Source organism: Microcoleus sp. A003_D6 (genome assembly GCF_036702825.1).
In the GTDB taxonomy this organism is placed as follows: Bacteria; Cyanobacteriota; Cyanobacteriia; order Cyanobacteriales; family Microcoleaceae; genus Microcoleus.
This window is the reverse complement of sequence record NZ_JAUBWA010000010.1, coordinates 69639-91068: the sequence shown is the minus strand read 5'-3', so window position 1 is coordinate 91068 and position 21430 is coordinate 69639. Positions and strand designations below refer to the sequence as shown.

Annotated in this window: 19 protein-coding genes; 8 read left to right on the top strand and 11 right to left on the bottom strand. The window is 46.5% G+C overall.

All coding sequences use genetic code 11. The features are described 5' to 3' along the window. Positions 1 to 68: 68 nt before the first annotated feature. Positions 69 to 506, top strand: a complete 438-nt coding sequence (locus QUB70_RS05185; RefSeq protein ID WP_332978767.1) for a hypothetical protein — start codon at positions 69 to 71, stop codon at positions 504 to 506. 166 nt (positions 507 to 672) lie between these two features. Here the strand turns inward: QUB70_RS05185 and QUB70_RS05180 are convergent, their stop codons facing one another. After that, the gene (locus QUB70_RS05180) at positions 673 to 1155 is read right to left on the bottom strand and encodes a hypothetical protein (protein ID WP_332978766.1); all 483 of its coding nucleotides are present in this window, start codon (positions 1153 to 1155) and stop codon (positions 673 to 675) included. Between the two features lie 278 nt (positions 1156 to 1433). Further along, entirely contained in the window at positions 1434 to 2024 is a 591-nt protein-coding gene (locus tag QUB70_RS05175) for a glyoxalase-like domain protein (protein WP_332978765.1), read from the bottom strand. 120 nt (positions 2025 to 2144) lie between these two features. Between QUB70_RS05175 and QUB70_RS05170 the strand changes: the two genes are divergently transcribed. Then, the gene (locus QUB70_RS05170; protein ID WP_332978763.1) at positions 2145 to 2549 is read left to right on the top strand and encodes a gamma-glutamylcyclotransferase family protein; all 405 of its coding nucleotides are present in this window, start codon (positions 2145 to 2147) and stop codon (positions 2547 to 2549) included. Between the two features lie 20 nt (positions 2550 to 2569). Here the strand turns inward: QUB70_RS05170 and QUB70_RS05165 are convergent, their stop codons facing one another. Then, positions 2570 to 3103, bottom strand: coding sequence for a response regulator transcription factor (locus QUB70_RS05165; RefSeq protein ID WP_332978762.1), 534 nt, complete (start codon positions 3101 to 3103; stop codon positions 2570 to 2572). Positions 3104 to 3153: 50 nt separating this feature from the next. Further along, positions 3154 to 3756 carry an ATP-binding protein gene (locus QUB70_RS05160; RefSeq protein WP_332978761.1) on the bottom strand — a complete coding sequence of 201 codons (603 nt, stop codon included), beginning with the start codon at positions 3754 to 3756 and terminating at the stop codon, positions 3154 to 3156. Positions 3757 to 3979: 223 nt separating this feature from the next. On the opposite strand from QUB70_RS05160, the gene QUB70_RS05155 reads away from it, so the two are divergent. Further along, complete coding sequence (locus QUB70_RS05155; RefSeq protein ID WP_332978760.1) at positions 3980 to 6355, top strand: NACHT domain-containing protein; 2376 nt, start codon at positions 3980 to 3982, stop codon at positions 6353 to 6355. Between the two features lie 246 nt (positions 6356 to 6601). Here the strand turns inward: QUB70_RS05155 and QUB70_RS05150 are convergent, their stop codons facing one another. From QUB70_RS05150 to QUB70_RS05140, 3 genes are all read right to left on the bottom strand, one after another. Continuing rightward, positions 6602 to 7207, bottom strand: coding sequence for an anti-sigma factor family protein (locus tag QUB70_RS05150; RefSeq protein ID WP_332978759.1), 606 nt, complete (start codon positions 7205 to 7207; stop codon positions 6602 to 6604). A gap of 143 nt (positions 7208 to 7350) precedes the next feature. After that, positions 7351 to 8010 (bottom strand): sigma-70 family RNA polymerase sigma factor, encoded by a 660-nt coding sequence (locus tag QUB70_RS05145; protein ID WP_332978771.1) that lies wholly within the window; start codon positions 8008 to 8010, stop codon positions 7351 to 7353. Between the two features lie 100 nt (positions 8011 to 8110). Further along, positions 8111 to 8602, bottom strand: coding sequence for a molybdenum cofactor biosynthesis protein MoaE (locus QUB70_RS05140; protein ID WP_332978769.1), 492 nt, complete (start codon positions 8600 to 8602; stop codon positions 8111 to 8113). 633 nt (positions 8603 to 9235) lie between these two features. Here QUB70_RS05140 and QUB70_RS05135 point away from each other — a divergent pair. Next, entirely contained in the window at positions 9236 to 9637 is a 402-nt protein-coding gene (locus tag QUB70_RS05135; protein WP_332978758.1) for an SH3 domain-containing protein, read from the top strand. A gap of 137 nt (positions 9638 to 9774) precedes the next feature. Here QUB70_RS05135 and QUB70_RS05130 read toward each other — a convergent pair whose 3' ends face one another. After that, positions 9775 to 10755, bottom strand: coding sequence for an aspartate carbamoyltransferase catalytic subunit (locus QUB70_RS05130; RefSeq protein WP_332978756.1), 981 nt, complete (start codon positions 10753 to 10755; stop codon positions 9775 to 9777). A gap of 106 nt (positions 10756 to 10861) precedes the next feature. On the opposite strand from QUB70_RS05130, the gene QUB70_RS05125 reads away from it, so the two are divergent. Continuing rightward, positions 10862 to 11218, top strand: coding sequence for a hypothetical protein (locus tag QUB70_RS05125; RefSeq protein WP_332978754.1), 357 nt, complete (start codon positions 10862 to 10864; stop codon positions 11216 to 11218). Between the two features lie 1279 nt (positions 11219 to 12497). Then, positions 12498 to 12716 (top strand): DUF4327 family protein, encoded by a 219-nt coding sequence (locus QUB70_RS05120; protein ID WP_193973492.1) that lies wholly within the window; start codon positions 12498 to 12500, stop codon positions 12714 to 12716. Positions 12717 to 12945: 229 nt separating this feature from the next. Here the strand turns inward: QUB70_RS05120 and QUB70_RS05115 are convergent, their stop codons facing one another. After that, positions 12946 to 14187: a protein kinase domain-containing protein gene (locus QUB70_RS05115; protein ID WP_332978753.1), complete on the bottom strand. Its 1242-nt coding sequence runs from the start codon at positions 14185 to 14187 to the stop codon at positions 12946 to 12948. Positions 14188 to 15123: 936 nt separating this feature from the next. Here QUB70_RS05115 and QUB70_RS05110 point away from each other — a divergent pair. After that, positions 15124 to 15819: a PEP-CTERM sorting domain-containing protein gene (locus tag QUB70_RS05110; RefSeq protein ID WP_332978752.1), complete on the top strand. Its 696-nt coding sequence runs from the start codon at positions 15124 to 15126 to the stop codon at positions 15817 to 15819. Here the strand turns inward: QUB70_RS05110 and QUB70_RS05105 are convergent. Then, positions 15816 to 18110 (bottom strand): serine/threonine phosphatase, encoded by a 2295-nt coding sequence (locus QUB70_RS05105; protein ID WP_332978751.1) that lies wholly within the window; start codon positions 18108 to 18110, stop codon positions 15816 to 15818. The genes QUB70_RS05110 and QUB70_RS05105 overlap by 4 nt on opposite strands. A gap of 186 nt (positions 18111 to 18296) precedes the next feature. Here QUB70_RS05105 and QUB70_RS05100 point away from each other — a divergent pair, with 186 nt between their 5' ends. Further along, positions 18297 to 18494: a hypothetical protein gene (locus QUB70_RS05100; RefSeq protein WP_332978750.1), complete on the top strand. Its 198-nt coding sequence runs from the start codon at positions 18297 to 18299 to the stop codon at positions 18492 to 18494. A gap of 230 nt (positions 18495 to 18724) precedes the next feature. Here the strand turns inward: QUB70_RS05100 and QUB70_RS05095 are convergent, their stop codons facing one another. Beyond that, the gene (locus QUB70_RS05095) at positions 18725 to 21280 is read right to left on the bottom strand and encodes a single-stranded-DNA-specific exonuclease RecJ (RefSeq protein ID WP_332978749.1); all 2556 of its coding nucleotides are present in this window, start codon (positions 21278 to 21280) and stop codon (positions 18725 to 18727) included. Between the last annotated feature and the right edge of the window lie 150 nt (positions 21281 to 21430).

Here is a 21430-nt window from a genome sequence, read left to right as displayed (position 1 = left end):
TAGGTATTTATTTCAGGGTTTCATGCCTCCAAATTTAAAATTATTAAATTTGTCTGAATATCTGCGGAATGTGGGTTCTAGGAACGAAAGAGCAGCAGATCAATCAGCTACTAGGGATTGTAGCCGATCAATCTGCTGCTCTCAAAAACTACAGTCAAAAACCCTTCGGTCAGAATTTCTTCATCTCAGGCAGTACAATCACTAACTTGGCAGGTGAGGCGATCGAGTATAGCGAAGCGGCAGGTCAAGTGCGGAGTATTGTGGTCAGTCCCAATTCAGGAGAAATTGTCACCACTGCTCAAAGCTTTCTTACACAACTATCTGGACAAAAGGTAGCTGGCACAGAGGAAACTCAGGTAGAGTTGATCCAGCAGGTAATGCTAGCAGAAGCACAGAAAGATCCTATCTTCAAGCAATTTTTACGGCAGCAAGGACAACAGATTTTGGCAACCATTCCGGAGGGAGTTATTGCTGCTGCACTACGAGGAGCGATTGCTCAACTCTAGTAAACTCTTATTGCATAGGCAATCAAGTATTGGCAGTCTATGCACTATAAGTCAAAGATGAGGGGATAGCTCAGGGAAAATCGCGGACGCTTAGCTACTGGAATATTCTAACAGCCCGTGCGATCGCGTTCCCCGACAATTTCTGTTGCTAATTCCAGTTTATAGCTCAGCTTGTGGGTTTGGGCAGGTTTTTCTGCCAAGTTTCACAAATTCCAGTAGCGGTATAATTGGCAATCTTTTTGATAATCAACGTGGCCAGGAGAGTAGCAATAACAGGAGCAAGTCCCAGTCCAGAGATGAGAGCAGGAGCTAACATACCCGCAGCTTTCGTGTAATTCTGGTTGATAGCTTCATCCAGGATTTTCTGAGTCTCTAAATCGTTTCCTCCGAGGGGTTTGCACATCAGCTCGTAAACTAAGGGGTTTACGCGATCGACAAGCTGCCGACCAGCATCTAAAAATCTTGGATCGATCGATGCTCTAGCCGCAAAGTTCACATCAATAGATTCCAACGATGCTGGGTCTACCCCTCTTGCTCCACGTCCAGCAACATCATCCCCTATGGCTTGTACGCGAGAGCCAATCTGTGCTTCTAGCTGATCCTCATCAAGTTCCCACAAACTTTCTACAAGAACTTCCACTTCTGCCATGATTACTTGTCTCCAGGTTTTAGTTAACAAGAGTGTTACTGATTATTGTTGGCGTAGGAAACAATCTCCGGCAACCAATTAATGCAGTGTAACCAGGATCTAGTTAGATATCAAAAATCTCAATTATTCTTATCATTTTTTGATTGAGCCATTATCTCTCTGGAGATGAGCCGTGTTCGCGACTAATATCATTCCGGCCGGGCCGGAATGATATTACCCAAAAAAAGAAGTCGGGGGTAGCGCACGAGATCGTTTTACCTTTAATTAGAACGACCTACTTAATTACTAACCTCAGCCATTTCAATCACCCGGCCGTCGTAATCCTTGACTAAAAAATTCAGTGGCTTTTCCCGGCGAATTTTATAACTAATGCCCCGAGTTTGTACCCTCATCAATAGCTGATCCAAACAATCGCGATCGAAACAAACATGACGTTCGCGATTTTTTTCCCCTACACCGGCGCCGCTAATGATGTGCAGTTGGGTATTTTTCATCAACTGATACCACAAACCATCGGGACTCCCCATTGTTTGAGAGGTCGTTGCCCTCCCGACATTCGGTGACAAATACAGCGGATCGATACCGGTTGTACCCAAAGTTTGTTCGTAATTGTAGTAGTAGTGCAGCGGCACTTCTGCTACGGGCAGGTTTAGCATACCTTCATAGAATTCCCTGGCTTGTCCGAGATCCGATACCATCACCGTGTGTACCTTCGGAGCACTGGTGAGAAACATCCACATCGCCCCGGCATAGGCCGCCAGCAGCATCACCATAATCCCTTGAGTCGAAAACAAGCTGTCAAGGGGCAAAAAAGAGCTCAAGTACAAGGGCCGAAGTCCAAAAGCAATAAAACTAACTGCTAGAGTCATGAATTATAAGAAAGGGTAAACAACGAAATTTATCAAGATTGCAGTCGCGATCGCCCGCGAGACTTAAACTATTAGCTTAGCCATCTATCTTAGCAAAAACTAGCGGTTAGGCCCTACCTGATGAAAGTCTTTGTCTACGGCACTCTCAAACCGGGGGAGTGCAACTATCTCCGCTACTGCGAAGGAAAAGTTGTGGATGCTTGCCCCGCGATCGCCCGCGGTCAACTTTTTGCCCTGCCGATCGGCTATCCTGCGATGGTGGTCGGAGAAGGCAATGTCTGCGGTTTTCTCCTCTGTTTCGCAAACTCGGCTATTTTGCAAGATTTAGACCGACTTGAAGACTACGATCCGCTGCGGGAACCGACACAAAACGAATATCAGCGGGAGGAAATCGAAATCTTCGATCGACACCTCAAACCTCTAGGGACGGCTTGGGCATACTGCATGGTACCCGATCGCGTTCGTGCTCTAGGAGGCATCTGGCTGCCCGATGGGACTTGGGAAAATAGGTTTTTCGCCAAATAAGGTGGTTAATGCCGATGAGCTTAGTAAATTGCCATTGCAGTGCGATCCTCTTCGTTGGCGCAGCCCCCGTAGATATTAAATTCCAAGGCTGTTAACTTGATAATTTTGTCGTTGAGTGTTGCTTCCCGACGCGCTGAATCGATCGCGAATTTATCGAATACAATACGTGATGGAGTGACAGCCCTCATGCGTCTCAACACAACTTCTACACGAATTGCCAACTCCGCCAGACCAAATGGTTTGCAGATACAGTCATCAGCACCTGCGGACAGGACTTTAAGTCGATCGGCTTCGTCTGTGCGGCTGCTTAGCATTATCACAAAAACATTAGTACGGCGCTGCATTTCCTGGCAGAGGTAATAGCCTGTAGTATCCGGCAAATTGCAATCGAGAATTACTAGCAGTGGCTTTAATTTCTCAAACAATTCTAAAGCCGTCTCGCCATCTGCTGCCCAATCTACTTGATATTTCTGAGTTAAAAAACGATGAACTAGAGTGCGGATTAATAGATCGTCATCCACAACGAGAATCTTGGGAGTAGTATCAGCAGTCATGACAAAATTCTATTGTCAATTTAAAGTTGGTAATTACAGAACAAATTTAGTCAAGAGTCAAGCATAAATCCCAGATCGTTGCAATTAAACAGACTTTTTTCTTCTGCCAATTCTTCTTCCAACTTCGCCTTGAGATCGAAAGGCTTTCCCTCATCCCAAATTTTGATTTCTAGGTGTTGGTAAAAAACTGTTATTTCCAACTCTATCGGAGTTTCTAAGGGCAGATTTTTGTGAGCGTGGCGAACAGCATTCGTAAACCCTTCAATCACAGCAAGTTTACACTGATGCAAAACTGCTTCGGGAATTGGTAGAGGATCTAACTGTTCAACCCAGGATAAAACTTGAGCAACAGCCTTGATATCCGTATTTAATTGAAGGCTAAATTTTTGAAGGTGCTGGTTAGAACTTGGGTCGGGTTGGCGATTTCGTTGCTTTTCAAGCCAGTTAAAGTTTAAAACATCGATCGCCCGCTTAACAAAACCTGCTTGATTGCTATGTTGCGGTTGTACTAGACCGGGCTGCTGATAATATTTCACCATTAACAGACAGTTGCGACCGCCCGAAGTGCAGGTATAACTTAGCTCATCGGCAATTTTGCCAATAATTTTTATACCTATCCCACCTGACGGGATTTCATCCATGTTATCTTTCATTTTGGTATCCTTTGTCATGATTTAATGTGGACTTTTTTAGCTAAAAAAGGGAGTGACATTCTGAACGATTAAGTTTGCATGATTTATGCCTGACTTTTTTCGTCTGCCGTGCAGTTGTTGTCACGATCATTTTCTCTTAATTGCTCAGGTCTTGACAAACTCAGTTTGCGATCGCTAAACTGAGCGAAAACTGACATTGACAATTAGAAAAGTAAATTATACAATGACTACCCTCAAAGCCTCAGAGGAGGGATTAGTAAAAATTAGGCAAGCTAGAAGAGAGAGGGGATCGACGATAGAAGACCCCAGATGGCTAGTAGAAGCTAGTCAAACATTAGAACCCGATCGAACTTGGACAGAGGCCGGGCCTTATGCCGATGGTATCTCGCTGCCAACTTGGAGGCGTTTTTTACGAGGAAGAGAACCGATTAAAACCAATGCTTTCAGGGCTTTCTGCACGGTTTTGCAGTTAAATTGGGAAGAAATTGTCGATCGTCCTCCACCACAAAATCCGCAGCCACCGAATTTAGACATTGATTCGGTAGTGGAAGAGATACGGCAAAAATGCCACAGCAAAATCCAACAGCTTTACAGCAAAATGCAACTCTTGGATATTGCACAGCCCGTTGATTTAAGCAACCTCTACATTGAAGTCAACATTTTGGAGGAAATTACCAGTTGGCAGCCGGGAGAAATTGGCGATTTAGTGAGAGACTTCAACCCAGATGCGGATAACTTTAACCGATTGGGTTTAGGCAAAGTACGCCAGAAACGAGTACCGGGATTGGATGCGGTGAAATCTCACTCTAAACTGATGGTACTCGGCAAACCAGGTTCCGGTAAAACTACTTTTTTGAAACACATCGCCATTCAGTGCGATCGCGCAAAATTTGAATCCAACAAAATACCGATTTTTATCCCTCTAAAAACCTTTGCTGAAATCGCTAATTTTGACTTATTAGAATATATCAGCGACGAATTTGCCAGTTGCGGAGTTGAAGCGCGATCGCAAACTGAACTCGCACTCAGTCAAGGCAGAGGTTTGATTTTATTGGACGGCTTAGATGAAGTGCCAGAATCAGATAGCGATGCAGTCGTCAGACAGATTCGTCAGTTTGTCCAAAAGTATTACAACAATCAGTTTATTATTACCTGTCGAATTGCCGCTTCTAAGTACAGATTTCACGACGAAGCCTTTACTTGTGTTGAGGTAGCCGATTTTAATAATAAGCAAATCGCTGCCTTTGCTCGCAATTGGTTTGTGGCTTTTTCCCAGAATATGGAGGCAGGAAAAACTTTAGCATCTCAATTCGTAGAGAAGCTAAAAATGAATAAAAATCAGCAAATCCGAGAACTGGCAGTAACGCCTATCTTGTTGAATCTGACTTGTTTAGTATTCCAAGCAAAAGCAGATTTTCCATCCAACCGAGCCAAGTTGTATGAGGAAGGACTGGAAATTATGCTCAGAAAATGGGATGAAACTAGAGGCATTAAACGGGATGAAGTTTATCGCGATTTGAATTTGTGTCGCAAGAAACATTTACTTGCTTTTGTGGCAGCTATTACTTTTGAACGGGGCGATTACTTTTTTGAAAAAAATCAAATCCAACAAGTGATTGCAGACTATTTGGCTAACTTACCCGATGGCACAACTGACCCTGTTCAGTTGGAGATGGACAGTGAGGTTGTGCTGAAGGCGATCGAGGCACAACATGGAGTATTAGTGGAGAGGGCAAGAGGCATTTATTCGTTTTCTCATCTAACATTTCAAGAGTATTTTACTGCAAAAGCAATTATTGAAGATTATGAGGCAAACTCTTTAGAAAAAGTGGTCATTCACATCACCGATAAGCGCTGGCGAGAAGTATTTTTCCTGGCACTTGGGATTTTGCCAAAAGCTGATGACTTATTGCTGTTAATGAAACAGCAAGTTGATGGAATGGTCGCTAACGATGAGAATTTGCAGCAGTTCCTAGTGTGGGTCAACCAAAAATCTCTTTCTGTCGATTTTCCCTACAAACCTGCGGCAGTTAGATTCTTTTACTTTTCCCTTCTGCCATGCCTTGAGCTTGCTCTTAATCGTAACCCTGAACGTTTCCTTGACGCTGCCCTTTACCTGGCCGTTAAACATACCTTTGACCCTGCTGTTCAACTGACCCTAGACCTTGTTCTCGATCTTGCCATTTTGCCTGTACTCGACAGTGCTATTGACCCTGCCCTTAGCCTTGCCCACGACATTCTTCTTGTCTCTGTTGTGGAACCTGAACTGATGCAAGCACTGGAAGAACTTAAGAAACAACTACCTCTCCCAGATGGTGACAAGGAAATATTTAGGCAATGGTGGCAAGCTAACGGAGAAGTTTGGACTAGGCAATTAAGACAAATCATAATTTCCTATCGCAATATAGGTCACGATTGGCGGTTCAGTGAACAGCAGAAATCATTGCTGAGGAAGTATTATGATGCTAATAAATTGCTGGTAGATTGCCTCAAGATCGGTTGTAATGTATCTCCTGCTGTGCGGCAGGAAATTGAGGAGACATTGCTGTTGCCGATCGCCAAAATCAACAAAACAGGTGACAAGTGCGATCGGGCTTAATTGCGATCGAGCGCCCCACAATTCGTCATTAGACAAGATTGCAAAAATTGCCAACTATCTTGAAATTATCTGCGTTTATCTGCGTTTATCTGCGGTTTCCCTATCAATCAAAAATTTATGCAATTAGCCAATCAAAACCCAGAGATTGTCAAAGGATATATCCACCTTAAAAAACTGGGAAAAACGGCAAAAAGCCCCCTTTTTTAGGGAGCTTAGCAACTTCAGTTATTTCTCAAAACAGAAATCCTACTGCGCCTTTGGCAATGACTTTTGAGGGGTTGCTACACCAACTTTGGGAATATCCATTATCGGTGCATTCACCCCAAGCATCAAATCGTTAGGATTAACAATCTCCACCAGAGGCTCATTCAAAGCCACAATCAAACCGTCAGATTCAGCAGGAACGGGCGATCGAGCAAACTGGGGAGCAAACAATTGGCGGCCGCCACCGACACCAGACACCACCCCAATCAACAAAGCTGCGATCGCACCTCCACCCAAAATCCAAGTCCGCTTCGGCTTGCGTTCCACCCGCTGCAAAACCTTCGCCGCCAACTCCTGTGCAGATTGTTCCGCAGCAGGCACTGGCATTGTCTGAAAACCATGCTGCATCATCAGCAGTCGCGAGTACAAACGTTTCGTAGTGGAGTCATTTGTCAGCCAATCCTCAACTTGCCGGCGTTCTGCCGCCGTCACTTCGCCGTCGAGGTAGGCACTCAGCAATTCAAAGCGATCGCGCATCATAGTAGTTACATTGCCCTGGGGATAATTGTTGTTAGCTTGATTTTGGGCCAGTGAATCCCCGATATCTTGCTGATTCTGATTTTTAGCCGATTCAAAGTTAGAATTCATATTTCACACCACTTGCTCAAATTAGGGGAAGCACGCGCTCGCTATTAGGATGATTTACTGCTTATTTATATTTTAAAAGAGAAGTTTTGATGTCACAGCAAACATTACCAAATCTTCTTGACCCGCCTCTAAAATCACTCTGGCTAATTACCGTCGAGATATTTTTGCAATTGCAACTGCAATCTTTGGCGTGCTCTAGCAATTCTGGACTTGACAGTTCCCAGAGAAACACCGGTCATTTCCGCTATCTCCTCATATGCTAAACCTTCTATTTCTCTCAAAACAATTGTCGTGCGGAATACTTCCGGCAAATCTGCGATCGCCGATCGCAACTGGTCGTAAAATTCTCTAGTCGTCAAATCTTCATCAGGCCCCGGACTGTCGGCCGGAATTTCCCAATCAACCTCCCCATCTTCCAGAGTACGGGGTACGTCGAGCGACAGCGGAGTTCGCACCCGCTTGCGCTTCCGCAACTCATCGTAAAACAAATTAGTGGCGATGCGGCTCAGCCAGCCCCGAAATTTAACAGGCTCTTGCAAGCGGTTAACATTGCGGTAGACTCGAATCCAGACTTCCTGAGCCAAGTCTGCTCGGTCTTGCCAGTCAGGCGCCAAGTGATATAGAACCCTGTCTACGTGGGACTGATACCGCTTCAACAGTTCTGAAAAGGCAGTGCTCTCAGGTCGATTTCCTTCCTGACAGCGCAACACCAAGTCATAATTAGAGAGTTTTTCGGCTGGCAATTGCACTCTTTGAACGGTCGCCACAACCGCAGACCAGGACACGGAAATAAAGTCGCTCATCGGTGGAATTGGCTCATCGAACATTCCACAGTCGTTGACGCTGAGCGATCGTCACAAGTTCCCCTCTTCAATCTCATATCTAAAATCTAAAATCTATTGACTAATGCCCGATCGCCTCGCACGCTCCAATACTAACCCAACTGCTAGAACCATCGGCCCAATGTTCCTTTTTCCAAATTGGTACATTGTGTTTGAGCGTATCTATCGCATACTGGCAAGCTGCAAAGGCTGAGTCCCGGTGGGGACAGCCAACAGCCACCACTACGCTGATTTCTCCTACTTGCAAGCGTCCGACGCGGTGGTGAATGGCAACCCGATTGACATCGGCCCACTGGCGGCGGATTTCAGTAGCGATTTGCTGGAATACTCGCACGGCCATCGGTTCGTAGGCTTGATATTCTAGGGAAACTACAGCTTGACCGTCAGTTTGGTTGCGGACTGTACCGCTCATCATTACCACGGCTCCGTTGGCGGGGTCATCTGCCAAAGCGTATATTTCCTCTACAGACAACGGCGCTATGGTAATGGCGAAGCTGTCTGATTCATGGCGTTGAGGAATTGTGCCGATCGAAAGTGCAGCGAAGGAGTTCATTGCCAAAGAAGTGGTGCTGGATATGTTAGTTAATCTTGACACAAATCAAGTCGCGATGGATTTGTCTTGCATTCTTGTCGGGGACACAGGGAGGCTAATTTTTAGACCAATCTCGTAGCACGGGCAAGGGAGCGGGGTTGCCCCGAATCGCTGCACAGCGTGCGATCGGCTACATATAACTCGCCCGAACCAAATTAAGACCGTGCTTGAAGACGAGCAGGATGCTTGTTCGATCGAATAACTGGCGAGCGGCCTGTAGCAACTCAATAAGTCAGCACACCAAAATAAATACTCTCATACCCAACTCGCTGCAAGCAATCTCCAGCCCCAAGCGATTACTTCCTTCCCTTTTGAATGACACAGTTAAGTTTAATTCTCCCCTCCTACTTATCCGTGTCCCCCCAATCTTTAGCAGCAGATGTAAACTTTATTTATTTTTTTGTTCCAAAAAGCTACTTAAATGACATGATATACCTGTGCAGGGTTCAGGCTAATTGGTTAATACTCAGTAAAAGCAAGACCGTAACTCCCTTTTGTGCCTTTTCAGACACATAAGTTAATGGTTTTGGCTGTTAATTGAGGTTTTAACCTGAGTCTGCACCAACAAATGTTAACAACAATCACGAGGAAACTATGGAAGCACTAGCATTGAGCCACTCTTTTGTTGCTTATGAATCTCCAGAGTCCGAACTCCAACTCAAGTCCTTAGACGAGCTGGGCTTGAAAATTCCTAATTCTGCATGGATAGGCGTTGCAGGTATGGCAGTAGCTCTATCTGTTCTGAGTGTCGGCGGCGAAGCCCAGGCCGCAAGTTGCTACTCCCGCTGCGGCAAGAAAAGCCATCACGGCCATCACAGCTACGCCAAAGTTGTCACTAATGGCGGCCGGCTGAATATCCGCAACCGTCCCGATAGCTGTTCTCATGTAATAGGCAAGTTATATTATGGAGACAACATCAAATTGACCGGTCGTTACAAAAACGGCTGGGCCCAACTCAAAGGTGGCGGCTGGGTGTCTTCGTCCTGGCTTTCCTAACTCTTAACTAGAGCACTTTACATTTCTAGAAAGAGTTTTAATCGTTACTCGGTCTGACCGGGTAACGATTATTGTAAAGAGGCGATCGATCCTGAAAATAATCGAATATCCGAAATTCATCACTAACAACTAACAGCCTAAACTTTACCGCCGCCGATCAGATAAAGTAATGCCATCCGCACCGCCACGCCGCTGGTAACTTGCTGAGAAATTAAGCTGAACTGCGGATCGTCCATCAAATCCGAACTAATTTCCACGCCGCGGTTAACCGGGCCAGGGTGCAACACCTTCACCTCCGGCTTGCAGAGTTTGAGCCGATCGCGCGTAATCCCGTACAAAGAATGGTACTCTCGTAAACTCGGCAGCAAATGCTCGCTCATCCGTTCCTTTTGCAGCCGCAAAGTCATCACAAAATCAGCATCAGCCAAAGCAGGTTCAAGCTGCCAGTGCAAAAATAATTTGCCTTCCCTACCATCGCCGCACTCAGCAAACAACAGCGGCAGCAAAGTCGGCGGCCCGGCCAAATGAACCTCTGCCCCAGAAGCCGTGAGACTCCAAATATTAGACCTAGCCACCCGCGAATGCAAGATATCCCCCACCACAGCAATTTTTTTGCCCGCTAAAAGTTCCAGTTGCGGACGTTCGGTATCTAACAGAGCACAAATAGTAAATAAGTCTAGCAAACCTTGCGACGGGTGTTCGTGCTGACCGTCTCCAGCATTGAGAACGCTGACTCTCGAACCCAAACGATCCATTTCCGAGGCAATCGTGCTGGGAACTCCAGCTTGTTCGTGCCGGATCACCATCAAATCCGTTCCCATCGCCAGATAAGTCTTAGCCGTATCCAGAATAGTTTCTCCCTTCGTCAGAGAAGAACTCCCCGGCGTAAAATTCAGCGTATCCGCCGACAGCCGCTTCGCCGCCAACTCAAAACTATTGCGCGTCCGGGTAGAAGGTTCAAAAAACAAATTCGCGACCACTTGACCCTGCAAAGCTGGCACTTTCTTCGTGCGGCGGCCGAGCACCTCCCTAAAACTAGCTGCCGTTTGCAGCACCGTATCGTATTCGTCCGAGGTAAAATCAGCCAGAGTGAGAATGTGTCGCCTTGTCCAAGTCATACAATTTTAGATTTTAGATTTTAGATTTTAGATTTTAGATTGACTCGATCGGGACGGACGATGGGTTTGGAACGTGCTTGTACGCCCGCTTTGCTGTCGCCTTTGAATGTTCGATCGACCTGACGGGGATTCCGATCGGGGGATTCCGATCAACAGTATCCAACAATTTTCGATCGCTTTTGCGGTGAGTAGAGTTATAATCAGTTTATGTAGCTCCGACCCCACTCTCACAGCGAACCCAGCGTCGAAGGTGAAACAGGTGCGGTTTACCCGCAGGAAGCGGACATTACGCTGTAGCTGCGAAAGCGCAGTAGTTGCAGTTTCTCCTACGCAAACTCAGCCTTGTCAAGAACAAGCCGAACGCAGCCCTTGCATCTACAACAATGTGGAAACAACAATGTGGAAACAATCGCGGCGGCAAACCTCCCACTGTCGATCGATAGCATATAGCGGGACATTTTAACTACCAGCCGGGAAGTCCCTCGGTATATATATTTAGAGGGGATTAATCTGAGCGCTGCGTGAAGTACCCCGAATAAATTACTCCTTGGGATGTCCAGAACCGTCGGGTGTAGGTACGGAAACCGACAATTATAGGAAATACCCTGAAAACCCCGTGACTTCAGTCCGGGGATGAAAGGGAGTTGCAGGATTTATCCTGCCTACTAGACATACCAATTGCACAAATGTCTGGTTCGTGGTATCGTCAAAAGAGTCGAAACTTGTGAATTTTGAGAAATCAAGTATCTAGCTTAACAGCAGTACGGATGCTCAAAATAATTAATCACCATCAATAGTAAGGTTCTGAATCGACTAAATCGTCAGTAAAAGACGTTAAAACCTACCCCCGGACTGGAGGAAAGTCACGACCGAGGAGCTAGTTGTAAGACGCTTGATAGCAGACCGCCATTCTTGGCAAAAGGATTGCGCCCGGAAACCCTAGTAATAGGGATATTAAGACCAAAATGTCTTAAGAATCCCCGTCGCGATCGCGCGGGGAGTGTCAATTCTCTATACCCATTGATAATCTGGAAATACTCTGGTACTGTATTAGTAAGTGGGGGTGGAACTACCTCACTATAAAAAGCCTTTGCAAAAAAGGAAATACGAAGCCTGCGTACTAATGGTACTCCGTTGAACGCCTGGTTTGTTCACAGATGATTAATTCTTTGAAGTCGGTCTTGACTCTTCAGTCCTGCTTATAGGCCCTTGTCAAAACGAACTCTGTTAAGCTACAAGTTGAATATGTAGCTTCCCGACAAAAATCTACACGTATCTTGGCGAGACTGTTCTTGGCGAAACTGCGGTAAAAAGTCAGTAACTCAGGGCTAAAGCCACTGAGCTTGTAAGAGAGATCGAAGCAAGCTATACTGACCAGCCTAAGTCTTCACTGACTACGTTATTTAGGTCATAACACCGGAGAATGCGTTGCTAGTTTTCCGCTCTGTTGTTTACAGTTAAACAGTCTTAAAGTCACTGAGACAGTGCTGTAAGCGTGACAAGCCTTTATAACATTGACCGACAAGCGAACTTTACCCCAGCAATGGGAGTTTGAGGAAATCATACCTCACCGGAGAGGCAACCATACCTCTCCAACCCTCGCCGGAGGGGATTCAAGGCGATTGAAATCGCCGGGTCGTTTTCATCTCAGGACTGAAGTCTCTGAGCTTCCCACTTACCGAATTTTCTGTGAGAGCTCTTAAGTGGTAATTACACAAGATTTAAACAATTCAAGAGGTATTATGAGCCAGAAGGTTATACAGCCGATGGTTAAGTTCCAGCGTCAGGTGCATTCTCTCGTCACGTCTGACATTATCAAGCCCACAGACAGCATTTGGAAAATTGCTCTGCTTTACGGCGACGAATGGCCGTACTGGAAACAGCAATTGCTAGAGTTTGATTTTTCTATGCAAGATCCCGTTAGCGAGTTGATAGCTGTAGAAGCTTGGGACGAGGAATAACACAGGAGACGCACGACTTCGGTGTCTGGGACAAATCAAGATGCGATCGGTTAAATAGTCTTTCATAAATTTTCCGTTGCTAACTTCTTCCCTCTTCCTTGTTCCCTGTTCCCTCTTTCTAATGACGAATGACGAATGACGAATGACGAATGACGAATGACGAATGACGAATGACGAATGACAGCGGACTTTTTGCTAATCACTAATGACTAATGATTTCTTGCTTCTGTTAAAGGCAAGCTGCTAAAGCTCGAGCTAATTGCTGAGCAGTTTGAAAACGATCGCCCGGTTTAGCTGCGGTGGTTCGCAAAATTGTGTCCCGCAGCTTGGGGGCGATCGTCGGAATATTTTCGAGCTTAAACCCGTAACCTCCAGCTATTTTCCCGTAAAAGTTTTGAGGGCTTTGGGCCGTCAGCAAAAAAATCAAAGTAGGCCCAATAGCATATAAATCCGACTGAGGGAGAGGCTGTCCCCGGTCTTGTTCTGGTGCGGTGTAGCCTTCAACGCCGATGCGAGTACCCAGTGGAGTGCCGATTTCTTTAACGGCACCAAAATCGAGCAGTGTAATGCGATTGTCGCGGTGGCGCACCAGCAAATTAGCAGGTTTAATATCCCGGTGGACGATCGGGGGTTTTTGAGAGTGAATGTAGTCCAAAACCTCACAGGTTTGGATCATCCACTCTATTGCTTGCTGGGGAGCAACAGGCCCGCGGTTGTAGATGCGTTTTTCTAAATCCTCGCCGTGGAGCATTTCCATCACCAAGTATTTTTTGCCCCCTTCCACAAAAAAGTCAAAAAACTGAGGAATTCCGGGATGGTGGAGGGCCTTAAGAGTTTTAGCTTCACGTTCAAACAGTTCTTGAGCTTTGGCGATTTGAGCCATATCAGCATTCATTTCCTTGAGGACTACCAGAGAAGCTGCGGGGGAACTTCCGGGTTGTTGAGCTTTCGCTTTGTCTCGATCCCAGGCTAAAGTCGTTGTCCCCATACCGCCTTGGCCCAAAGTTCGCAGCACTTGGTAGTGACGGACTGTGCGATCGACTTTAATCGGTTCGCCGCAGTGAATGCAGAATAAATTCCCCGGCGGGTTTCCCGCGTGGGTACACCTCGGGGTGGCGAGATTGAGGCTGGGGTTCGCCTCTATTTTGCCGCCGAGTTCAATAGTAATAGCTTGGAAATGCAGAGTTGGCCCGCCCCGCGCCAACTGGATCAGGACACCGTCGGATATCCAACCCTGAGACATGAGAATACCGTTAACAAAAGTGCCATTTGTCCCGGAATTGACTAAGTACCACTGACTGGACGTGCCGCTATTAACTCTTTGCAATTCCAGGTGATCCCGCGACACTAGAGCATTGGGGATCACAACGTGATTTTCAGGAGAGCGGCCGATGCGCACAATGGACTCGCTCTCGAAACTCCACTGTTGCAGGGGGGTCTGTTTTTCTGGATCTAAGAGGGTCAGCAGCATTTTCGATTGATGTGGTTGAACTCCCTGATTTGGCAGGGCGGGCGATCGATAATTTACAGGTTTAGAGTAAGCTGTGGAGCATTTAAACCATTAACGATCCAGGTAAGGTGCGTCAGCTAGAACGCTTACTATACATGGGAAACGCTTCTTTACGCTCCGCACCCTACTATCCTCCTTTAAATGCCGAACAGCTTATGGGGCATCAAGCAATTAAAATTTAAATATTAATAACTAAACTTTAATAATTAATAAATAATTGTAAGTTTTAAGTTAGATTTTTTCATGCTTAACAAGAAGCAACGAAGAACGAGGGCAAACGCATCTAAATTGCCGGGAGAATAGTAGTAGTGTTTTGAGGAATAGCCACCGCTATCGGCAGTCAAATCTCTTTTCAATAAACTACAGCTATCGATAATAGTCGCAACAAGCGCGGTAAAATTCCCGCTTGTTGACATGACGCGTTTGCCCTGGTTGGAGTCCTGAGTTTTATGAAATCTTTATAATATCGTAATTTTAATTAAAGATTCCGTAAACATTTGAGTTTCGGATTTTTTAGGGGCGGTATTCATCTGTAAGATTACTGATAACAATAGTTCGGACAGTTTTTTAACGGCCCTGTAAGCCTTACGGAGGAAGCCCTGCCATTTTTAACGCATTTTAGGCAACTTAGCCCTGGACTTAAACCTTGAAAAAATAGTCCACTATATAGCCAGTAAGGGTTTCGGACACTCGACTATATCTAAAACTGTCCGAAGTATTGTGATAAGTAAGTCAACCTGATTAAACGTAAGACAACTTTGTTCTCTGAGAGTCCAGAGTTCTTTAAGAAGTAGGTTTTGGGTATTCGGTTTTTTGATGTTGAGCTACTCAACCCTAGGGAGTTGAAAAGCAAAACCCCTCGATTTCACACTTGACAATACAAACATGAGGTTAACAATGGCTAAGATTTTAGGTAAATTTGCTGTAGCTGTGACAGTTACTGTTCTGGGATTGGCGTTGACTGGAGCAAACTCAGCACAAGCTGCCTCACTTAATTTTAGTTTAAGTTTTTTTGATTCGACTGACTCTCTAGTAGGCGAAGGAGCCTTCAGCTATGATGACTCGACTCCTTATCAAGATACTATTTTGTCTAGCTTCGGATTCTCGCTCCTAGAAATTAAAGCTACAAATCAATGGTTTGCGCTCACAAGCTTTTCTGCAACCATATTGGGGAAGTCGTGGAATTTGTCTCAAGCCACAACAGGGGACAGGGGTGAATTGCTTTCTCCTTTGCTGTGGGCGCCGCTCGATCCCATCAAAACACGAGTTGTCTATGATGCTTATTATTTGGGCCCTCAAATTATCCCTACAGTAGCAGAGCAATGGGCTTTTGGTAATTTTCGCTATTTGCCAGCTTTGGGAATATTTGGCAATAGTTCGGGTACAGAGGGAAACAGAATGAGTTGGATACAATCAGCTTACGGGCAATCCAACGGACGACCGACAAACGGCGGATATGTGATAGCACAAGAAGTCAAACCATACCCTGAAAACTCAGAGGCTGTTCCCGAACCTGCAACAATTGCAGGTTTAACTCTGGCAGCCGCTGGCTTGGGCTACGCCAAGAAAAAGTTAGCAGCATCCAAATTCTAAAATCGAAATGCGCCTACCTGGGCCCGAATGATAATTGCCGTGATATTGTCGTGACCGTTGCGTTGGTTGCCCAGTTCAATCAACTCGGCAACTCCTTGGTCGAGATTAGCTTGGGGATTGAACAGGGGTTCGAGAGTGTTCTGCCAGTGAGTTTCCAACAAATCATTATCTGTCAGGCCGTCGGAAGCCAAAATTAATAAGGTATCTTCGCACAAGTCTAAAAACTGCACGTCAGGCTTGAGAAAATTACTGTCTCGCGGGCCGAGGGCTTGAGTTAGTTGATAGGCGTCGGGACGGGCATAAGCAGTTTCCGGGTCAACCCCGCGCTTAATTTCGCGCTGCCCGACTTCGTGGTCTGAGGTGATTTTTTCTAGGGTTTGTCCCTTTCTCAGTCGGTAGAGGCGACTGTCGCCAACGTGGGCAACGGCGAATTGGGTGTTTTGAACTAAGACTGCGACTAGAGTTGTACCCATGCGAGCGCTGCCGGAGCGGCCGTCCTTTTGATTGATTTCAAAGATGGCTTTGTTGGCTAGCAGGACTCCCTCGCTGATGGTGTCTGCCGGAGGTAGTTGATTTTCCCAACAGGTTTGAAAGAATTCTCTGAGGGTTTCAGCGGCTAGTTGACTGGCTACTTCTCCGCTGTCGTGTCCGCCCATGCCGTCGCAGAGAATGTAAAGCCCTTTGGTTTGAAAGATGCGACCGAAGGAGTTTTCGAGTTTGTTGAGCTGAGTCCAGATGCTGAAGAAGTCTTCGTTGTGTTCGCGCGTGCGGCCGACATCGGTGAGGCCTGCGTCTTCTAAGCTGTAAATCTGGACTGGCATGGGCTGGGTTAAGACTTCGCCAACGTCGGGGGGCGACTCGTCGGGGCTGCCGCGATGCTCGCGCTCCGGGGTTGAGGTTGGTGGAGGTGCGGGTTGGAGTTCGAGGGGAACGGTTTCTAGGCGCGATCGCAATTCTTCTATTGTGTTAATCTCGCCTCTGTACATTTGTTGCAGCAGTTCGAGCAATGCGCCAAACTGAGTGCGATCGGACTGGCTAAATATTACCTGCCACAGTTGCCCCAAATCTACCAGTTGCAGGTTTGAGCCGGCGGGTTCGGGATAGAGGTATTGCAGCCGCAAAGAAGCTAAGGAAAAGGAAGAGTCGGGGTTGACTCGCAAATTTGTCAGTTCCAACAAGCTTTGCCGACAGCGCCAGGGTTCAAGGGCAGCCCACAGTTCTGTCATTTCGTGCAGCCAGTATAAAATTTGCTGGGTGGAAGTTTCGGGTTGATTCCACCGTTCTACCAGCAGCGGCCATTGGGAGCAGTCTTCTAGCAGCAGCACTGCCTGTTCGTTGTCTGACCAGCTATCGTGAATGACTGGCAGGTTTTGAGAGAATTGCCACCGGAGTGCCAGATAAGGTTCAGCTATGCCTTGGCAAAGCTCTGCTAAGGCGGGATTGGTTGAATTTTCTCCGTCTTTGATTGCTGCGGTGTAGGGGGATGTTCGTCTGGCGACTCTGGCAGAGTTGGCTGCTAGCATTGCTTTGAGGGGTGACATTTCCAGCGGCTGACAGTCCAATACTGTTACTGCTACTGTGTCTGAGGGTTTTCTCGGCGGCAGGGTTTCTAGGAGTTGGTAGCGCTGCTGGGTGTCTAAATAAGCTCCTGCTGGCTGGGAAGGGATTATATATTCTGAATTGGGGACGGGAAATTCTGGAGATGGAGGGGAGGTGTCAGCTATGTTTGGCCTGTCCGGGTTCTGTGGTGCTTCGTGGATTTGTTTGGGCTGTGATGCGGTTGTAAAATTGTGTTCAGAGGGGGTTATTTCGCCCTCTGATGCTGTAGTAGAGCTTTTTTCTGTTGTTTGAAAGGATGCTGGTGCGATCGCCTCCACGGCTAGTGCAGCGTCAATTTCTGGACTGCTAAATTCGGCGGCTTCGGCCTGTGGAGAAGCTGGTGCTGCTGCTGGGGGTGTGTCGGCCGTTATTTCTGTTTTAATCGCGTCTGCGATTGGTTCAGGAGTGTTTTGGGGCGATGCGGTTTCTGGAACTATGTCTGGTTTTTGCGCAAACTCGGGTGGGGGTAGGGTGGATTCGTCTGGCTGGACTGCTGGAAAATTCGATCGACCGGAGATAATGGCCCGCCACACTTGACCTGTTGCGACGCCGCAATTCTGACATTGTTTGGCGCTAAAAGCGACTTGGGCACCGCATTCGTGGCAAGGTTTGTAAATTAGGGAATTTCCGCATTGTTGACAAAACTTGTTTGGGTTGGGATTTTCAAATTGGCAGCGGGGACAGAGAAGCATAGGGGTTTTAAATTGGAGATGGGCGATCGAGTGAAAGCGGTGGGGGAGTTGTGGGTTTTGGCCTGTGAGTTATGAGTTATGAGTTTTGGGCCTGACTCGCAACGGATAACTCCCATTGCCCTATGCCTTATTTTATCGGGATGAATTGAGAACTAAGATATTTCTTAGAACTGAGATGTTGCCGCCGTGTCAGGAATAGACCTCTTAAGCCACATCTACAAAAATTTCTCTCGCTTCACAGGCGCGAAAGGCAGCCCCACCGGCGGCAGCGAGTGCGGGCCCAAGAAAAGTCAACTCATGAGTGGAACTAATATTGTGCGTTTAATTCAGAATGGTGGCAGATATTCAGTTAGAACTCACGCCCAGAACACCATTGTGGCTTAACAGGCCTTTCGGGATTGTTCCACAAAGAGTAGATTTTCTTGTGTGCCGTTGCTGTTCTAGCCCGCCCATAAAAACCTTATTGAGAATGGTGCTAGATATGAGTTCTAACTGATATCTAGCACCATTCTCAATCAGAAGAGGCAAGATGCCTGTTCCACAAGAAAATTCATTCTTTGTGGAACGGGCATCTTGCCCGTTCTTGACAATAATGGAATAGTGCAATATCTCAGTTAGAAGGGATTTGCTGTAGAATCTTCTTGGAAAACGGTTTCTCGGGCGATCGACACAATGGTGGAAAGGGGTACTTCACAGAAATATTTCCGCCGGAATTGTTCTTCGGAGACTGCTGCTAGGAATTGCGCTGCAAAACGCGCGGCGATGGGGGAATTTGGCTCTGAGAATTGGATGGATTGGTTATCTAATAAGGGTTTGGGGATTTGCTCTGGCGCGTCTTGCTGCTGTGCGGTTTCGGGTTGTCTCGTGATGTGGAAAGCTCGATCGCGATAATGGATTTGGAAACCGAGATATGTTAGGGTTTTGAACCCCAGTTGCAGGGAGGTGTCGCTGATGCCGAGTTTTTGGCGGAGTTGCTGTCTGGTAACGGTTTTTTTTGTGCGGCTGAGGTATTTGGCGATGCCGATTAGCTGTTGGCAGATTTGCTGTGGGGCTACGAGTGGGGGTAAAGTATAAGCGATCGCGAGTTTTTTCTGATTGTGCTGTGCTTGCCGAAACCAGATCCGCAGTTCGTCCCAGCTTGCGGGGCATTCTTTGAGGACGATCGAGTTTTCGCGATCGACCTTTTCGGAATTGTAAACTAGATTTTCCGCTAACATTTGAGATTCTAAGTTGGTGCTGGCGGCTAATAACTCTTCATCATTATTTCTATTGCGCCAATCTACGATCCAATCTATTTTAATGGGCGAATTGATTTGGTTGTCTTCCGTGCGTTCTTGCACTGCTACGAGGCGCACTTCATACCGCGATTTGTAAGTATTAAAATCGAGTTCAACGGTGACATCGCAGCGGCCTTGGGGAACTTCGTTTTGGTTGTGTCCCCACCAAATGCCGGGAAATCCCGTATCGCTAGATTCGTCCCTAATTGTAAATTCTGTTTTGATATATTCTACTTTTTGCCCTTTCAAATCCTTGATTTTTTGATTCCACAGATTCTCAAACCAGCAGTTTTCAATCAGCAATTTTGGTGCCGGGTTGCCCATGCCGCACGGTTCGAGCAATTTTAGTTCTTGAAATAACTCTTTGCCTAATTCGGAGACAGTAATTTTTAGGTCGGCTTGAACGGGGGCTGCTGTTAAACTATCTGTACTGTACTGTTGTCGCAGTTGCTGATTTACCGCATCTGTAAATAGGGGAATATTTTCAACGGGGAGACTTAATCCGGCAGCGAAGGGATGACCGCCAAATCTGTGCAATAAATGCGCTTGGTCTTTGACTAATTGGTAAAGGTCGATTTGATTGGCGGAACGCGCCGAACCCCTGGCAATTTTGGATGGGGAAAGTGTTGGTGATTCTGAATCTAAGAATGAGGTAAATTGTGTTTCCGGGGAATTTTCGTTAATTTTTTCGGTTCCTTCTGTGCTGAATAAAATCACGGGGCGGCCGTATTCTTGGGCGATTTGTCCCGCTACTAATCCTAATACCCCTACGGGCCATTGGGGGTCGCTGAGGACGATGACGCTAGTAGTTGAAAGGTCGAGTTTGGCTAATTTTTCGGCTGCATCTTTGGCAACATCTTTTTGTAAAGATTTACGTCTGGTGTTGGCAATTTCGGTTAAATTAGCTAGTTCTTCGCAGCGTTTTTTGTCGCGGCTGGTGAGGAGTTCTACGCAGAAGCTGGCGTCGCCTTGAATGCGGCTGACGGCGTTGATTCGGGGGCCGAGGCCGAAGGAAATGTCGGTTGGGCGATCGCCCGATCTTTTGCACAGTTCGAGCAATTTTGCAACTCCTGGGCGCGTGGGATTTGCGATTTGTTTTTGCAGTTGTTGGATGCCGATTTGTGCTAGGTATCGGCAGTCTCCTGTGAGTTGGACTAAATCGGCAATTAAGCCGATCGCTACTAATTCTAATAAATCTGCGATCGGGCGCTGCGGAACATCCGGCAATGTGTGATATAATGCTTCGATTAATTTGTAAGCTACTCCAACTCCTGAAAGGTTAAATAGTTGGTGGTTTGGGGGAAAGTAGCGTGGATTGATAATGGCTGTAGCTGGCGGGCGATCGTCTGGTAATGTATGATGGTCGGTGATAATTGTATCGATATTTAAGCTGGTGGCGTATTCGATTTCAGCAATGTTTGTACTGCCAGTATCGCAGGTAATAATTAAGCTAATTCCCGATTTTGCTAAGGCATCTATTCCCGGAATATTCAGTCCGTGAGATTCGGTTAATCGGTTGGGAATATAATAAGTTAATTGGTCATTTTGAGCAAAAAATTCTCCCAGCCCGTCCCACAAAACGGAGGTTGAGGTAATGCCGTCAGCGTCGAAGTCTCCCCAAATTGCGACTTTTTCTGCGCTGTTTCGTGATTGCTGGATTCTTTCTATCGCCCAGTTCATTTCTAGTCCGAATTCAAAGGGACTTGCTGGTTGGTAAAGTTGGGGATTTAAGAAACCTGGTATTTGTTCGGGGTTTTGAATTCCTCTAGACCACAGAAGTGCGGCAGCATAGTTTCCGGGGAGTTCTGGTGCATGGTTTCTGACAGCTTGGATCAACCAATCTGGAGGCTGAGATAGAGGTTGACTTGGCAAGTTTTGAAGTAGTTCTGTCATTCGATTTTAGATTTTAGATTTTAGATTTTAGATTTTAGACTTTAGATTTTAGAGAGTTATCAGTTATCAGCGGTAGGGTGCGTCGCCCTCGACAATCTGCGATGCCAATCGAATATCTAGTAGCGACGCACCACACAAGGGGCGGGTTCA

What these genes read in the sequence shown, in the direction of transcription:
- QUB70_RS05185 (WP_332978767.1), top strand. Translation starts at nt 69, where the DNA reads ATGTGGGTTCTAGGAACGAAAGAGCAGCAGATCAATCAGCTACTAGGG.
- QUB70_RS05180 (WP_332978766.1), bottom strand. Translation starts at nt 1,155, where the DNA reads ATGGCAGAAGTGGAAGTTCTTGTAGAAAGTTTGTGGGAACTTGATGAG.
- QUB70_RS05175 (WP_332978765.1), bottom strand. Translation starts at nt 2,024, where the DNA reads ATGACTCTAGCAGTTAGTTTTATTGCTTTTGGACTTCGGCCCTTGTAC.
- QUB70_RS05170 (WP_332978763.1), top strand. Translation starts at nt 2,145, where the DNA reads ATGAAAGTCTTTGTCTACGGCACTCTCAAACCGGGGGAGTGCAACTAT.
- QUB70_RS05165 (WP_332978762.1), bottom strand. Translation starts at nt 3,103, where the DNA reads ATGACTGCTGATACTACTCCCAAGATTCTCGTTGTGGATGACGATCTA.
- QUB70_RS05160 (WP_332978761.1), bottom strand. Translation starts at nt 3,756, where the DNA reads ATGAAAGATAACATGGATGAAATCCCGTCAGGTGGGATAGGTATAAAA.
- QUB70_RS05155 (WP_332978760.1), top strand. Translation starts at nt 3,980, where the DNA reads ATGACTACCCTCAAAGCCTCAGAGGAGGGATTAGTAAAAATTAGGCAA.
- QUB70_RS05150 (WP_332978759.1), bottom strand. Translation starts at nt 7,207, where the DNA reads ATGAATTCTAACTTTGAATCGGCTAAAAATCAGAATCAGCAAGATATC.
- QUB70_RS05145 (WP_332978771.1), bottom strand. Translation starts at nt 8,010, where the DNA reads ATGAGCGACTTTATTTCCGTGTCCTGGTCTGCGGTTGTGGCGACCGTT.
- QUB70_RS05140 (WP_332978769.1), bottom strand. Translation starts at nt 8,602, where the DNA reads ATGAACTCCTTCGCTGCACTTTCGATCGGCACAATTCCTCAACGCCAT.
- QUB70_RS05135 (WP_332978758.1), top strand. Translation starts at nt 9,236, where the DNA reads ATGGAAGCACTAGCATTGAGCCACTCTTTTGTTGCTTATGAATCTCCA.
- QUB70_RS05130 (WP_332978756.1), bottom strand. Translation starts at nt 10,755, where the DNA reads ATGACTTGGACAAGGCGACACATTCTCACTCTGGCTGATTTTACCTCG.
- QUB70_RS05125 (WP_332978754.1), top strand. Translation starts at nt 10,862, where the DNA reads ATGTTCGATCGACCTGACGGGGATTCCGATCGGGGGATTCCGATCAAC.
- QUB70_RS05120 (WP_193973492.1), top strand. Translation starts at nt 12,498, where the DNA reads ATGAGCCAGAAGGTTATACAGCCGATGGTTAAGTTCCAGCGTCAGGTG.
- QUB70_RS05115 (WP_332978753.1), bottom strand. Translation starts at nt 14,187, where the DNA reads ATGCTGCTGACCCTCTTAGATCCAGAAAAACAGACCCCCCTGCAACAG.
- QUB70_RS05110 (WP_332978752.1), top strand. Translation starts at nt 15,124, where the DNA reads ATGGCTAAGATTTTAGGTAAATTTGCTGTAGCTGTGACAGTTACTGTT.
- QUB70_RS05105 (WP_332978751.1), bottom strand. Translation starts at nt 18,110, where the DNA reads ATGCTTCTCTGTCCCCGCTGCCAATTTGAAAATCCCAACCCAAACAAG.
- QUB70_RS05095 (WP_332978749.1), bottom strand. Translation starts at nt 21,280, where the DNA reads ATGACAGAACTACTTCAAAACTTGCCAAGTCAACCTCTATCTCAGCCT.